This window comes from Haloferax massiliensis (assembly GCF_001368915.1).
In the GTDB taxonomy this organism is placed as follows: Archaea; Halobacteriota; Halobacteria; order Halobacteriales; family Haloferacaceae; genus Haloferax; species Haloferax massiliensis.
Genome location: NZ_CSTE01000002.1, coordinates 1161471 through 1175055, shown reverse-complemented (window position 1 = coordinate 1175055; position 13585 = coordinate 1161471). Strand labels below are relative to the sequence as shown.

Genomic DNA, 13585 nt, shown 5'->3' with positions numbered 1-13585 from the left:
AGGTTTCACCTTCGGGCGGGCGGGGCGGTGGACCGACCGCACGCGGTCGCCGGGTTCGCCGACACAAATTTATTTGTCACTCGGTCGAACGTTTCGAGCCATGTCAGGAGAACTCCCTCCCGAAGCGTTCAGCGACCTCTCGGTCACCGGCGAGGTCGCCGTCTCGCCGGACGGGTCGACGGTCGCCTTCACCGCGACCGAGTGCGACCCCGACGAAGACGAACGCGTCGCCTCCCTGTTCGTGGTCCCCGCTGACGGCTCCCGCGAGCCGCACCGACTCACTCGTCACCCCGGCGCGTCGTCCCCGACGTGGTCGCCCGACGGAAGCCGACTCGCGTTCGTCGCCGCCCGCGACGAGGACCTCTCTCGGCGGGTCGGCCGCGCGGACGACGAAACCGAAGGCGAGGCCGACGATGCTGATGACGCCGACACCGAGGATACCGACGATGGCGACGACTCCGACGACGAACCGCCAACCGGCGGCGAGAGCGGTCCCAAGCCGCAGGTCTGGTGTTTCGACCTCGAACTCGGCGGCGACGCGACCCAGCTCACCGACCTCGACGAGGGCGTCTCGGAGTTCGACTGGTCGCCGGACGGCGACCGCCTCGTCGTCTCCGCGCGCGACCCGACCGACGAGGAGCGCGAGTATCTCGACGAGCGGAAGGACGGCGGGCCGGTCGTGACCGAGCGGCTCCAACACAAAATCAACGGCGTCGGCTGGACCGACACGGTGACGACCTACCTGTTCGTCGTGAACCTCGACACGGGCGAGACGGAGCGCCTCGACGACGCAACCGCCGCGGGCGCGTTCGCCGACGCCGGCGGTCTCCAGCCCACGTGGAGCCCCGACGACCGAATCGCCTACGTCTCCTGCGACGCCGACCGCCCGGACGACACGCTCGAACAGGACCTGTTCGTCATCGACGCCGACGGCTCGAACGACCGGAAGCTGACGAGCGGCGGCTACGCGACCGGGACGCCGCGCTGGAGCCCCGACGGCTCCCGAATCGCGTTTCAGGCGGGTGACCACGAGAACTGGTACGTCCCGCGCGAAATCCGCGTCGCCGACCTCGATTCCGACGAGGTCCGGTCCGTCTCCACGTCGCTCGACCGGACGCTCGCGTTGGGGGCCTCGCCGTCGTGGGCGGGCGACGACGAACTCTACGCGCTCGTCGCCGACGAGGGGAAGTCGCGCATCGCGCGACTCGACCCCGATACCGACGCCCCCGAGCGCGTGTTCGACGCACAGGGCGAGTTCAGAGCGATACAGGGACTGCACGTCGCCGGCGACACGGCCGGCCTGCTCGTCTCCGACCCGGCCGACGGGTGGGACGCCTACGCCGTCTCTCTGGCCGACATCGACGCGGTCGACGCGGCCCACGCCGAGTCGTTCACCCGACTGTCGGCGCTCAACGAGACCGTCACCGACGAGTACGAGATGCCGAAGGTCCGACGGGTCGCCTTCGAGAGCGACGGCTGGGAAGTCGAGGGCGTCGTCTACGCGCCCGCCGACTTCGACTTCGACGACCCCGACCCGCGCCCGACGGTCGTCGCCATCCACGGCGGCCCCATCGCCTACGACGAACCGGCGTTCCGGTTCGACCACCCGGTGTTCACCTCCCGCGGCTATCTCGTCGTGCGCGTGAACTACCGCGGGAGCACCTCTTACGGGCGCGGCTTCGCGGAACAGCTCCGAGGGCAGTGGGGCTCGGTCGAGGTAGACGACATCGTCGCGGGCGTCGAGGACCTCGTCGACCGCGGTTGGACCGACCCGGAGCGCGTCTTCGGCTACGGCATCTCCTACGGCGGCATCGCGCAGGGCTACCTCGTGACCCAGACCGACCTCCTGACGGCGGCCGCCCCCGAACACGGCATCTACGACCTCCGGTCGTCGTACGGCACCGACGACAACCACCTGTGGACGAGATACGAGTTCGGCCTCCCGTGGGAGAACCCGGAGGCGCTCGACACCTCGTCGGCCATCACCGACGCCGGCGACATCGACACGCCGCTTCTGGTGATGGCGGGCGGGCAGGACTGGCGGTGTCCGCCGAGTCAGTCAGAACAGCTCTACGTCTCCGCGAAGGCACAGGGCGTCGACGCCAAACTCGTCGTCTACCCGGAGGAACAGCACTCGATTTCGACGCCCGAGCGGGCGACCCACCGACTGGAGCAGATTCTCGACTGGTACGAGCGTCACGACCCGGCGGTCGAGACAGACGACACGGCGGACGATACGGACGGCGGCGACTGAGAGGCGCGGGCGTCGGCGGCCTCACCGAAGCACCGCGGGCGGCTTCGCCGTCACGTCGAGGTCGGCCGCGTAGTGGAGTACCGGGTCGCCGCCGGGGTGGTCGAAGCCGCAGGCCTCGAACATCGTGTTCGCGCGAATCTCGGCTTCGACGCCCTGTATCGGCCACGGGTCGTGGTCGATGTCGCCGATGACGACGGGCCACTCGTCCGTGTAAAAGCGGTAGTTCTCGACGAGGAACGCGTCGAGCGACCCGGGGTCGAGGGTTCGGACCTCGCCGGTCGGTCGGTAGGTCGCCTCGAACCGCGCTTCCGGCGTCTCGGCGGTCGCCGGCCGGTAGCTCTCGTAGTCGACCGCGCCGTCTCGCTCCTCGACCGAGATGGTCGCGTAGTGGTACGGGAGCCGGTAGCCCAGTCGGGCCATCGTCACGCCGAGGCGGTCGGCGGCGTCGAGGGTGAAGAAGTAGACGCCGCGGGGGCCGCCGTCGGCGGGTTCGACGTAGGTCCGGAGGTTCACCTCGGGGAACCCCAACCCGATTGGCGACCCGCGCGGGCGGATGTCCGTCATGTCGAACGAGACGACGCCGAGCCACGCCCGCCCGTCGCGGGTCGCCACCGTGAGCCGGTCGGGAAGTCGCGGCTCCACGAGTTCGGGAGCGACCGGCCAGTGGGCGAACAGCGTGTGCCGCCAGCGCATCGACAGGAGGTCCATAGCGACCGTTAGGACCGCCGACGGGTGTGGGTTTCGGCGGTCGCGGGCACCGCCCTCTGCGGTCGATTTCCCCCAGCGAAACGCACAGGTGTCTGGCGACGAACTGTCATCTATGGGACTCGAAAACGCCAGCGGCACGTTCGACATCGGCGGCGACCTCACGGTTCACCGACTCGGCTTCGGCGCGATGCGCATCACCGGCGACGACATCATCGGCGAGCCGGACGACGTGGAGAACGCGAAGAAGGTCCTCCACGAGTCGCTCGTCCACGGCGTCGACCTCATCGACACGGCGGACTCCTACGGCCCCGCCGTCTCCGAGCGCCTCATCGGCGAGGCGCTCGCGCCCTACCCGGACGACCTCGTGGTCGCCACGAAGGGCGGTCTGCTCCGCAACACCGACGGCGACTGGAAGCCCAACGGCGACCCCGACTACCTCCGGAACGCCGTCCTCGGAAGCCTCGACCGCCTCCGCGTGGACACCATCGACCTCTATCAGCTTCACCGCCCCGACCCGCACGTCTCCTTCGAGGACTCGGTCCACGCGCTCGCCGAGATGAAAGACGAGGGACTGATTCGGCACGTCGGCCTCTCGAACGTCTCGGTCGAACAGCTCGACGAGGCGCGCGACATCGTCGACATCGCCACGGTCCAGAACCGCTTCAACATCGGCGACCGCGAGTTCGAGGCGAGCCTCGACGCCTGCGAGGAGTACGGCATCGGCTTCATCCCGTGGTACCCGCTGGGCGCGGGCGACCTCGGCGACCGGGCCGACGCCGTCTCCGCGGTCGCGGCGAAACACGACGCGACGCCCCAGCAGATCGCCCTCGCGTGGCTCCTGTACCGCTCCGACGTGATGCTTCCCATCCCCGGCACGTCCAGCGTCTCGCACCTCCGCGACAACGTGGCGGCCTCGCACATCGACCTCGACGACGAGGACATGGACCGACTGGCCTGACGTGGAGTACACCGTCGTACAGGGCGACATCGCCGCCCAGTCGGCCGACGCGCTGGTGAACGCCGCGGGGACGAGCCTCCGGATGGGCTCCGGCGTCGCGGGCGCGCTCCGTCGCGGCGGCGGTCCCGAACTGAACGACGCGGCGATGGCGAAGGGGCCGATAGCCCTCGGCGCGGCCGCCGTCACCGACGCCTTCGACCTCGACGCCGAGGTCGTGATTCACGCCGCGGCGATGCCCCACTACGGCGACGGGCGGGCGACCGCCGAGAGCATCCGCGACGCCACGCGAAACGCCCTGCGGGCCGCGGACGACCGCGGCTGTGAGTCGCTCGTGATTCCGGCGCTCGGCTGTGGCGTCGCCGGGTTCGACCTCGCCGACGGCGCGCGACTCATCTGCGAGGAACTCGCGGCGTTCGAGCCGAGTTCGCTCCGCGACGTTCGGTTCATCGCCTACGCGGACGACGAGTTCGAGACGGTTTCGCGGGTCGCCGACGCGGTCGGGTCGGGGACCGGAAAATGACGGTGAGCGACGCGACCGACCCGGAGCTGTGTCCGGTCTGTTCGACGCCCTACGACTCGGTCTCGCTCCACGACCGCGGCCTGCTCGTCAATCTCCTCGACAACGAGCGCTACCGGCGCGTCTGCTTCGAGCCGGTCGAACGCGACGGGCGGCCGCACGTCCGGTTTTTCCACCACACCCACGAGCAGGTCGGCGCGGACGACTGACCGAGCGGGGCGGCGGCGACACGAGCGCGTCTGATTCGACGCGCCCCGCCTAACTCCACGGGCGTTCCGTGAACTCGCCGGCCTCGATTTCGCGCTCTATCTCGCGGAGCGTCGCGTCGTCGACGCTGACGAGGTGACAGAGCGGGTGGCCGGGCGCGGCGACGGGGTTCTGGAGGACGCCGGCGACGAGGCCGGTAAAGGGCGCAGAGACGCGCTTTTCTCTCGTCTTGAAGTGGTCCGAGATGGTGCAGATGGTGTCGCCCTCGTGGACGAGGGGCACGTCGCCGTACTGCATCTCGACGAGGCCGCCCACGTCGGCGCGGAGCCACGTCTTGTCGGTCGCGGAGTCGATGACGCGCGACCAGCCCGGCCAGCTGACCGCCTCGTCCGGGAGGACGCCGTACTCGGCGAGGACGCTCTCGACGCCGTCGAGCGCGCGGTCGACCATCGCCGGCTGGAAGCGGTGGGCGCGGCCCATCTCGACGGTGATGGTCGGAATCCCGTCGTTGGTGGCGACGGTGCGGAGCGAACTCGCCTCGGCCTCGCCCGAGAGGATGAGGTTCGCGCCGAACGACCGCGCGAGGCGTGCGACCTCGGGGCGGTTCATGTCGGCGCGGACGTGGTACATCGTCGTCCGGTTGCGCGTCGAGGTGTGGAAGTCGATGCCGAGGTCGCAGGGCTCGACGAACCGGCGGTAGATTTGGTTCGCCATGCGCTCGGCCGTGTTCGCGCCGTCGCGGCCGGGGAACGACCGGTTCAGGTCGAGGTCGTAGATGGGGATGTAGCGCTGTTGGGCGAGGTAGCCGGGGACGTTCGCCACGTGGATGCAGACGATGGTGCCGTGGATGTCCGCGGGGTTGTACCGGCTCGCGACCTCCTGCATCACCTTCACGCCGTTGAGCTCGTCGCCGTGGAGCGCCGCGGTCATGAAGACCGACGGCCCGCCCTGCTCGCCGTTGATGACCGTGACGGGTATCTCGACGGGGTCGCCGAGGTACGTCTCGCTGATTTCGTATCTGAGGTGTCGCACCTCGCCCGGCGGCACCTCCGAGTCGTACCTGAACGGTTCGGGGTTCATGAGACGGTCATCGGCGGCGACGGGTAAGAAGGTTGACCGGTGGCGACCGACCGCCGCGTCGATTTACGTCGCTCGCGCGCCACGTTTCTCTCATGGCGACTCCTCGGCTCGACGACCCGCTCGACATCGGCGGGCTCACGCTCCGAAACCGGCTCTACCGCGCGCCGGTCCTCGAATGCGCGGGCACCGGACCCGACGCGCCCGAGCGCCTCGCGGCGGAACTCGAACCCGCGGCGCGGGCCGGCGCGGGCCTCGTCTGTCAGGGCGCGACCATCGTCCGCGAGACGGGCGGCTGTGCCGCGCCGGGGATGACCCGCATCGCGGACCCCGAGTTCGCGGCGTCGCTGTCGGCGGTGACGGAGCGACTCCACGACCACGGCGCGGCCGTCGCGGTCCAGTTGGAGTACGGCGGCCTGCGGAGCATGGAGACGTGGCACGCCGCGTACCGACGGGACCACCCCGACCTGCGACAGCTCGCCGTCTCCCGGCCGCCGCGGCTCCTCAGACTGCTCGACGGCCTCGGCTTTCTCGACTACGACGCCCACGTCATGACGACCGAGGAGGTGTACGACCTCGCGGCGGACTTCGGCCGCTCCGCGGCGATGGCCGTCGACGCCGGCTACGACGTTGTCCACGTCGCCGGCGCGAACATGGGCGTCGTCCACCAGTTCCTCTCGCCGTTCTACAACCGCCGGGACGACGAGTTCGGCGACGGCGTCCGGTTTCTGGAGGTCGTCGCCGACGAGGTCCGCGGGCGGGCGGGCGACGTGCCGCTCATGACGAAAGTGCCGGCCGAGACGGCCGCGCCGCCCGGCGTCCGCCGACGCCTGACCGAGGCCGACGCGGTCGACATCTGCCGCCGCCTCGACGACGCCGGCTACGACGCGCTCGTCCCCGTCTCGGGGTCGGTGTTCTGGGACGCGAGCATCGTCCGGGGGTCGTTCCCGGCTCGCGCGTGGCGCGACGACCGCTACCGCGACGGCTACGCCGCGGCCTTCGGCGGCCCGCTCCGGGCGCGACTCGTCGAACTCGGCAACCGAATCGAAGCGGCGTGGTACGACTTCGACCCGGCGTGGAACGCCGACCTGTGCCGCCGCGTCCGCGACGCCGTCTCGGTGCCCGTGCTCTGCGAGGGCGGCATCCGCGAGCGCGGCCACATCGACCGACTGCTCGGCGACGCCTGCGACGCCGTCGGGATGGCCCGGCCGTTCTACGCCGAACCGGAGCTCCCGGCGCGACTGCTCGGCCGCGACGTGGCGGCCGACACGCGGGTCGTCTGCGAGAACTGCAACAACTGCGCGGTGCCGCAGGCGACGGGCGCGCCGGGCGTCTGTCGAACGCCCGCGGTGTTGGCCCGCGCGGGGGCCCTCAGAATGGAGGGCGCGTACGACACAGCCCCCGAATCGGCGGATAGCGACGAGCCCGACCCGGAGAGTTAATAAGGCTCTCGTCGGTGAGTCTGGGTAATGGCGCGCGACCGGTCCGCGATGGAGTCGGCCGAACTGACGGCGGTGCTCGACGCGCTCGACGACGCGGACGCCCGAGCCATCATCAGAGGACTCGAAGAACCCATGACGGCAAGCGAAATCTCAGACACGTGTGACATCCCGCTTTCGACGACGTACAGGAAGCTGGACCTGCTCACGGACGCGGCGCTCCTCGCCGAGGGGACCCAGATTCGCGCGGACGGCCACCACGCGACGACCTACGAGGTCGCCTTCGACGAGGTGCGAATCGCGCTCAACGAGGACCGCGACTTCGACGTCGCGGTCGGCCGCCCCGAGCAGACGCCCGACGAACGCCTCGCGGACATCTGGTCGCGGGTCCGGAGGGAGACCTGATGGGGCACCTCAGCGCCTCGCCGACGATTGCGACGATGATAATCGTCGTCAAGACGGGCATCCTCGTCCTCGGCGGGCTCATCACCTACTTCAGCTACAAGGCGTACCGGAACACCGGTGCGGCGTCGCTCCGCGCGCTCGCGCTCGGGTTCGGCGTCGTCACGCTCGGCGCGATGCTCGGCGGTGCGCTCGACGTGATTCTCAACGTCGACCTCGCCACCGGACTGCTCTTCGACTCGGTGCTGACGCTCGTCGGCTTCGCGGTCATCACCTACTCGCTGTACGTCGACTGACGCTCGGACCGGGGGACTGTCTCCGGACCCGCCGAACCGCCTTCGAATCAACCCGCGACTCGCGGTCGCGCTCCCCGCCGTTTCTCCTCGTCGTCCGGCCACGAGTCGCCACTCCGCCCCGACCCGTGTCGCGCGCTACCGTCGGTCGATCGATGGCCGTTATTGTTCGAATTGTACAAAACTGTTATTAGGGTGCGGCCGGTATCGGTAGGTATGTCCGACGACGAACTGACCGATATTCGGAAGCAGAAACGCGAACAACTCGAATCCAAGCTCCGCGGTGACGGCGGGAGCGCGGCGAAAGAAACCGCGGCTGGGCCGGCAGAGCCCATCCACGTCGACGGCGCGTCAGAGCTGGAAGACGCCGTGTCGTCGTACGACGTGGTGCTCGTCGACTTCTACGCGGATTGGTGCGGCCCGTGCAAGATGCTCGAACCCACCGTGAAGAAGCTCGCGGAGAACACCGACGCCGCGGTCGCCAAGGTCGACGTGGACGCGAACCAGGAGCTCGCCGCCCAGTACCAGGTCCGGGGCGTCCCGACGATGGTGCTTTTCGCCGACGGCGAGGCGGTCGAACAGCTCGTCGGCGTCCGCGGCTACGACGACCTGAAGAACCTCGTCGAATCCCACCTCGCGTAAGCGTTCTCCGTCCCCGAGACTCGGGGTCGATTTATTGACGCTCTCGTCCGACCTTCGGGTATGCAACTCGTCGCCGAGCACATCGACATCGGCACCCGGTCGCCGACGGTCCTCCTGAACGAGAGCGACGCGGCCGAACTCGGGGTCCACGCGCTCGAACGCGTCCAACTGCGTCGGGGCGGCCGGACGACCATCGGCATCGTCGAGCTGACGGACGAACTCGTCTCCGAGGGGACCCTCGGCGTGACGCGCCGCCTCGACCACCTCGAAGGCGCGGTCGAGGTGTCGGTCGCGCCGCAGCCCGACTCGGTGTACTACATCCGCAAGAAGCTCGACGACATCGAACTCGAAGCCGACGAACTCTCGCGAATCGTCCGCGACATCTACGAAGAGCGCCTCGCCGACGTGGAACTCGGGGCGTACGTCTCCGCGACCTACACGAACGGGCTGTCCCTCGAAGAGACGATGCACCTCACGGAGTCGATGGCCGACGCGGGCGAGACCATCGCGTGGGAGGAGCCGGTCATCGCCGACAAACACTCCATCGGGGGCGTCGCGGGCAACCGCGTCACGCCGATTCTCGTTCCCATCGTCGCCGCGGCGGGGCTGAAGATTCCGAAGACCTCCTCGCGGGCGGTCACCTCCGCGGCGGGCACCGCCGACACGATGGAGGTCCTCTGCGACGTGGAGTTCTCCGTCCCGGAGATACGCGACATCGTCGGGGAGACCGGCGGCTGTCTCGTCTGGGGCGGCGCGGTGAATCTCTCGCCGGTCGACGACCGCATCATCCGCGCCGAGACGCCGCTTTCCATCGACCCGAAGGGCCAACTCATCGCCTCCGTCCTCTCGAAGAAAAAGAGCGCCGGCTCGACCAACGTCGTCGTCGACATCCCCTACGGCGAGGGCGCGAAAGTCGAGAGCCTCGCCGAGGCGCGCGAACTCGCGGAGGATTTCAACCGCGTCGGCGACCACCTCGGGATGGCCGTCGAGTGCGCCATCACGAACGGGGCCGCCCCGGTCGGCCGCGGCGTCGGCCCCGTGCTCGAAGCCCGCGAGGTCCTCGCCACGCTCGCCGGCGGCGGCCCGAACGACCTGCGGATGAAGGCGATTCGCCTCGCCGACCTGCTTTTCGAGTCCACCGGCGTCGACGCCGACGCCGCCGAGATTCTGGACTCGGGTCAGGCCGAGGAGACGTTCCGCGAGATACTCGCCGCGCAGAACGGCGACCCCGACGTGGAGGCCGCCGACCTCTCGCCGGGGCGGCACACCGTCGCGGTCCGCGCCGCCCGCGACGGCGTGGTCACGCACATCAACAACCGCCTCGTCAACGAAGTCGCCCGCCGGGCCGGCGCGCCGCGAGACCCCGGCGCGGGCCTCGAACTCCACCGCCGCGTCGGCGAGATGGCCGCCAGCGGCGAGACGCTGTTCACCGTCCACGCCGAGTCCGAGGACAAGCTCGCCGACGCGAAGGCGCTCACCGAGCGCGTCGAGACCGTCCGGGTCCGACACCCCGACGAGGCGCTGGTCGACCGGGTCTGAACGCCGTCCCCGCGGCGACCTTTTTGCGTCCGACGCCCGTAGTTCCCGCATGGACGACCGCGTACATCCCGAGGTCCGGCGCACCGCGACGGAAATCGACACGATGGAGACTCGCGGCGCGGCGACCATCGCCGACTCGGCCGCGCGGGCGCTCCGGACGCAGGCCACGGAGAGCGACGCCGCCGACGCCGAGGCGTTCCGGGCCGAACTCCGTGCGGCCGCGCGAGCGCTCTACGAGACGCGGCCGACGGCCGTGAGCCTCCCCAACGCCCTCCGGTACGTCCTCCGCGGCATGTCGAGTACGACCGTCGAGGGACTCCGACAGAACGTCGTCGAGTCGGCAGACGAGTTCTGCGCCCGCCTCGAACGGGCGCAGGCCGACCTCGGCGAGGTCGGCGCGAACCGCCTCCGCGACGGCGACACCATCATGACCCACTGCCACTCGACGGACGCGCTGGCGTGCGTCGAGGCGGCGGTCGAGCAGGGGAAACACATCGAGGCCGTCGTCAAGGAGACGCGACCCAGAAATCAGGGGCACATCACCGCGAGGCGACTCGACGAACTGGGCGTGCCCGTCACGCTCATCGTCGACTCGGCGGCGCGGCGCTACCTCAACGACGTGGACCACGTGCTCGTCGGCGCGGACGCCGTCGCGGCCGACGGGAGCGTCGTCAACAAAATCGGGACGAGCGGCCTCGCGGTCAACGCCCGCGACCGGGGGACGCCCATCATGGTCGCCGCGCAGACGCTCAAGCTCCACCCGGGGACGATGACCGGCCACACCGTCGATATCGAGATGCGCGACACCGCGGAGGTCGTCGACGACGAGACGCTCGCGGAGCTCGGCAACCCGACCGTCAAGAACCCCGCGTTCGACGTGACGCCGCCGCGCTACGTCGACGCCATCGTCACCGAGCGCGGGCAGTTCCCGCCCGAGAGCATCGTCATCCTGATGCGGGAGCTGTTCGGCGAGGGCACCTCGGAGCCGTGGGCGGAACCGGAGGCGCGAGCCGAACCCTAGGCAGGCCCCGAACCGTCGTCGCGGGCCGACACGCAGTCACGGCCCGCCGACGAGGTCGCCCATGACTTTCATCTCCGCCTTTCGCAGGTGCTCCGCCGCGGTGCTCGTCGAGCAGTCGAGCCGGGCGGCCACGTCGGCGACCGACCCGGTCCGCGGCTCGCGGTAGTAGCCGCAGTCGACGGCGGCCTCGACGGCCTCGCGCTGGCGGGGCGACAGCGACCCGGCCGAGACGCTCCCCGGCCCCGTGTACTCCCGGACCCGCACGATTTCCAGACCGCGGCCCTCGGGCATCTCCTCGACCGCCGACTGGAGGGCGTCGTCGGTGCCGACGAGCGTCACCGACACCGTGCCGTCGCCGCCGAAGACGACCGGCGGGACGACGATGAGGTCGCCCCGCGTGACGGCCGCCGTCTGCCTCGCGCCCGCCGGGTCGAGCCGCTCGTTCACCACGATGAAAAACGAGTCGCCGGGGAGCTGTGAGACCTCGTACGACCGGATGCGCTCTGTCTCCGCGAGCGCCGCCTCGTAGGCCTCGATGGCGGAGCCGAACACCTCGAAGACGATGGTGTTCCTGTCTGTCACCGTCGGGTTCCAGTGGTGGAGCTCGGTCCGCTCGAACGCCTCGTGGTCGGCGACGAACTCGTGCATCGGGTGCATCTGCTCGTCGTCGGGCGCGAAGCGAAGCCTGACGGATTTCATGCCAGCGGGTTGATTCGACCGCGACATAAAAACTGGCCGCACTGGTGAGGCAGAACGCCGAACCGACGCCCGGGCGAACGAGCGGGTGTCAGCCGCCATGTCACTCGAACGCCCGCAGCAGCCCCCCGAGTCCGACGACGACCCCGCCGCGCCCGCCGCCGACGACGCCGGTCCCCTCGACGCCGACGCGCTCCGGCGGGCGCTGGGCGACGCCGCCCTCGCCACCGAGGAACACGTCCACGCGCCCGCGGTGCAGATTCGCCCCGACGCGGTGCAGTCGTCGCTTTCGGCCCTCCGCGACGGTCTCGGCCTCGACCACCTGTCGTGTGTGACCGCACAGGAGTACGAGGACCGCTACGAGTCCGTCTACCACCTGAAGTCCTACGACGACCCGACCCGAGAGGCGAGCGTCGTCGTCCCGACGCCCCGCTCGGACCCGGTGAGCGAGTCCGCCGCGCCGGCGTTTCGGACTGCCGAGTGGCACGAGCGGGAGGCGTACGACCTCGTCGGCATCCGGTACGAGGACCACCCGGACCTGCGCCGCATCCTCCTGCCGGAGACGTGGCAGGGCCACCCGCTCGGGCTGGACTACGACCAGACGCGCCCCCAAGTCGTCCGGTACGACGAGAACGCGAACCCGCTCGCCGAAGACGGCCGCGCGGACACGAACACGATGCTTCTCAACATCGGGCCGCACCACCCGGCGACCCACGGCGTGATGCACCTGCAGGTCGCGCTGGACGGCGAGCAGGTCGCCGACGTCGAGCCCGACATCGGCTACATCCACCGCTGCGAGGAGCAGATGTGCCAGCGGGGAACCTACCGACACCAGATTATGCCGTACCCCGACCGCTGGGACTGGGGCGGCGGCGGCCTCCTCAACGAGTGGGCCTACGCCCGCACCGCCGAGGCGCTGGCGGACATCGACGTACCAGAGTACGCGCAGGTGCTCCGGACGCTGGCGGCCGAACTGAGCCGCATCCTCTCGCACATGCTCGCGGTCGGCGCGTACGCCCTCGACGTCATCGGCGACTTCACGGCGACGTTTCAGTACGCGCTCCGCGACCGCGAACTCGTCCAGAACGTCCTCGAAGACCTCACGGGCCAGCGGCTGATGTTCAACTACTTCCGGCTCGGCGGGGTCGTCTGGGACCTCCCCGAACCCCGCGAGGAGTTCTTCGAGAAGGTCCGGGCGTTCGTCGACGGCCTCCCCGAGAAGTTACGCGAGTACCGCGACCTCCTGACGGCGAACGAGATTCTGCAGGCCCGCACGGTCGACACCGGCATCCTCCCGCCGGAGGTGGCGAAGGACTACGGCGTGACGGGGCCGGTCGCCCGCGGCTCCGGCATCGACTACGACCTCCGCCGCGACGACCCCTACGGCTACTACGACGAACTCGACTGGGCGGTCGCCGTCGAAGAGGACTGCGACAACTTCGCGCGCCTGCTCGTCCGCCTCCGCGAGGTCGAGGAGTCGGCCAACATCGTCGCCCAGTGCGTCGACCTGCTCGAAGGCTGGCCCGAGGACGAACGGACCATCCAGTCGAACGTCCCGCGCACCATCAAACCCGACGACGACACCGAGGTGTACCGCGCCGTCGAGGCCGCGAAGGGAGAACTCGGTATCTACATCCGCGCCGACGGCACCGACACCCCCGCGCGGTTCAAGATTCGCGGCCCCTCGTTTTCGAACCTCCAGGCGCTCCCCGAGATGGCCGAAGGCGAGTACATCCCGGACCTCATCGCGGCGCTCGGAAGTCTCGACACGATAATGGGAGAAGTAGACCGGTAGTCGGCGCGGGCCGACGGGTCGCGTCGCGTCGCAGTCG

Annotated in this window: 14 protein-coding genes; 11 read left to right on the top strand and 3 right to left on the bottom strand. The window is 69.9% G+C overall.

All coding sequences use genetic code 11. The annotated features are described in order from the left end of the window. Nucleotides 1–100 precede the first annotated feature (100 nt). Nucleotides 101–2254 (top strand): S9 family peptidase, encoded by a 2154-nt coding sequence (locus BN996_RS10040; protein ID WP_089778691.1) that lies wholly within the window; start codon nucleotides 101–103, stop codon nucleotides 2252–2254. Between the two features lie 21 nt (nucleotides 2255–2275). On the opposite strand, the gene BN996_RS10035 is transcribed toward BN996_RS10040, so the two are convergent. After that, a complete protein-coding gene (locus BN996_RS10035; protein WP_089778689.1) occupies nucleotides 2276–2962 on the bottom strand; it encodes a YqjF family protein in 687 nt (228 codons plus the stop codon). Nucleotides 2963–3074: 112 nt separating this feature from the next. On the opposite strand from BN996_RS10035, the gene BN996_RS10030 reads away from it, so the two are divergent. From BN996_RS10030 to BN996_RS10020, 3 genes are read left to right on the top strand one after another with little or no spacing between them, the layout of a single operon-like run. After that, nucleotides 3075–3920 carry an aldo/keto reductase gene (locus BN996_RS10030; protein WP_007274776.1) on the top strand — a complete coding sequence of 282 codons (846 nt, stop codon included), beginning with the start codon at nucleotides 3075–3077 and terminating at the stop codon, nucleotides 3918–3920. A gap of 1 nt (nucleotide 3921) precedes the next feature. Beyond that, nucleotides 3922–4440 carry a macro domain-containing protein gene (locus BN996_RS10025; protein WP_007274775.1) on the top strand — a complete coding sequence of 173 codons (519 nt, stop codon included), beginning with the start codon at nucleotides 3922–3924 and terminating at the stop codon, nucleotides 4438–4440. After that, the gene (locus BN996_RS10020; RefSeq protein WP_007274774.1) at nucleotides 4437–4646 is read left to right on the top strand and encodes a DUF8145 family protein; all 210 of its coding nucleotides are present in this window, start codon (nucleotides 4437–4439) and stop codon (nucleotides 4644–4646) included. The genes BN996_RS10025 and BN996_RS10020 overlap by 4 nt, the downstream gene beginning before the upstream one ends. A gap of 49 nt (nucleotides 4647–4695) precedes the next feature. On the opposite strand, the gene BN996_RS10015 is transcribed toward BN996_RS10020, so the two are convergent. Further along, entirely contained in the window at nucleotides 4696–5724 is a 1029-nt protein-coding gene (locus BN996_RS10015) for a succinylglutamate desuccinylase/aspartoacylase family protein (protein ID WP_007274773.1), read from the bottom strand. A 92-nt stretch (nucleotides 5725–5816) separates the two neighbouring features. Between BN996_RS10015 and BN996_RS10010 the strand changes: the two genes are divergently transcribed. The 6 genes from BN996_RS10010 to BN996_RS09985 all read left to right on the top strand — a co-directional run bounded on the left by BN996_RS10010 (nucleotide 5817) and on the right by BN996_RS09985 (nucleotide 11057). Then, complete coding sequence (locus tag BN996_RS10010; protein WP_089778687.1) at nucleotides 5817–7163, top strand: oxidoreductase; 1347 nt, start codon at nucleotides 5817–5819, stop codon at nucleotides 7161–7163. 27 nt (nucleotides 7164–7190) lie between these two features. Next, complete coding sequence (locus tag BN996_RS10005) at nucleotides 7191–7565, top strand: helix-turn-helix domain-containing protein (protein ID WP_004971053.1); 375 nt, start codon at nucleotides 7191–7193, stop codon at nucleotides 7563–7565. Then, nucleotides 7565–7858 (top strand): DUF7521 family protein, encoded by a 294-nt coding sequence (locus BN996_RS10000; RefSeq protein WP_049920513.1) that lies wholly within the window; start codon nucleotides 7565–7567, stop codon nucleotides 7856–7858. The genes BN996_RS10005 and BN996_RS10000 overlap by 1 nt, the downstream gene beginning before the upstream one ends. A gap of 213 nt (nucleotides 7859–8071) precedes the next feature. Beyond that, complete coding sequence (gene trxA / locus BN996_RS09995) at nucleotides 8072–8497, top strand: thioredoxin (protein WP_089778685.1); 426 nt, start codon at nucleotides 8072–8074, stop codon at nucleotides 8495–8497. A 60-nt stretch (nucleotides 8498–8557) separates the two neighbouring features. Further along, nucleotides 8558–10036, top strand: coding sequence for an AMP phosphorylase (locus BN996_RS09990; protein WP_089778683.1), 1479 nt, complete (start codon nucleotides 8558–8560; stop codon nucleotides 10034–10036). A 49-nt stretch (nucleotides 10037–10085) separates the two neighbouring features. Then, nucleotides 10086–11057: a ribose 1,5-bisphosphate isomerase gene (locus BN996_RS09985; protein WP_089778681.1), complete on the top strand. Its 972-nt coding sequence runs from the start codon at nucleotides 10086–10088 to the stop codon at nucleotides 11055–11057. Between the two features lie 36 nt (nucleotides 11058–11093). On the opposite strand, the gene BN996_RS09980 is transcribed toward BN996_RS09985, so the two are convergent. After that, the gene (locus tag BN996_RS09980) at nucleotides 11094–11756 is read right to left on the bottom strand and encodes a helix-turn-helix domain-containing protein (protein WP_089778679.1); all 663 of its coding nucleotides are present in this window, start codon (nucleotides 11754–11756) and stop codon (nucleotides 11094–11096) included. A 97-nt stretch (nucleotides 11757–11853) separates the two neighbouring features. Here BN996_RS09980 and BN996_RS09975 point away from each other — a divergent pair, with 97 nt between their 5' ends. Next, nucleotides 11854–13548 carry an NADH-quinone oxidoreductase subunit D gene (locus BN996_RS09975; protein ID WP_089778677.1) on the top strand — a complete coding sequence of 565 codons (1695 nt, stop codon included), beginning with the start codon at nucleotides 11854–11856 and terminating at the stop codon, nucleotides 13546–13548. Nucleotides 13549–13585 lie beyond the last annotated feature (37 nt).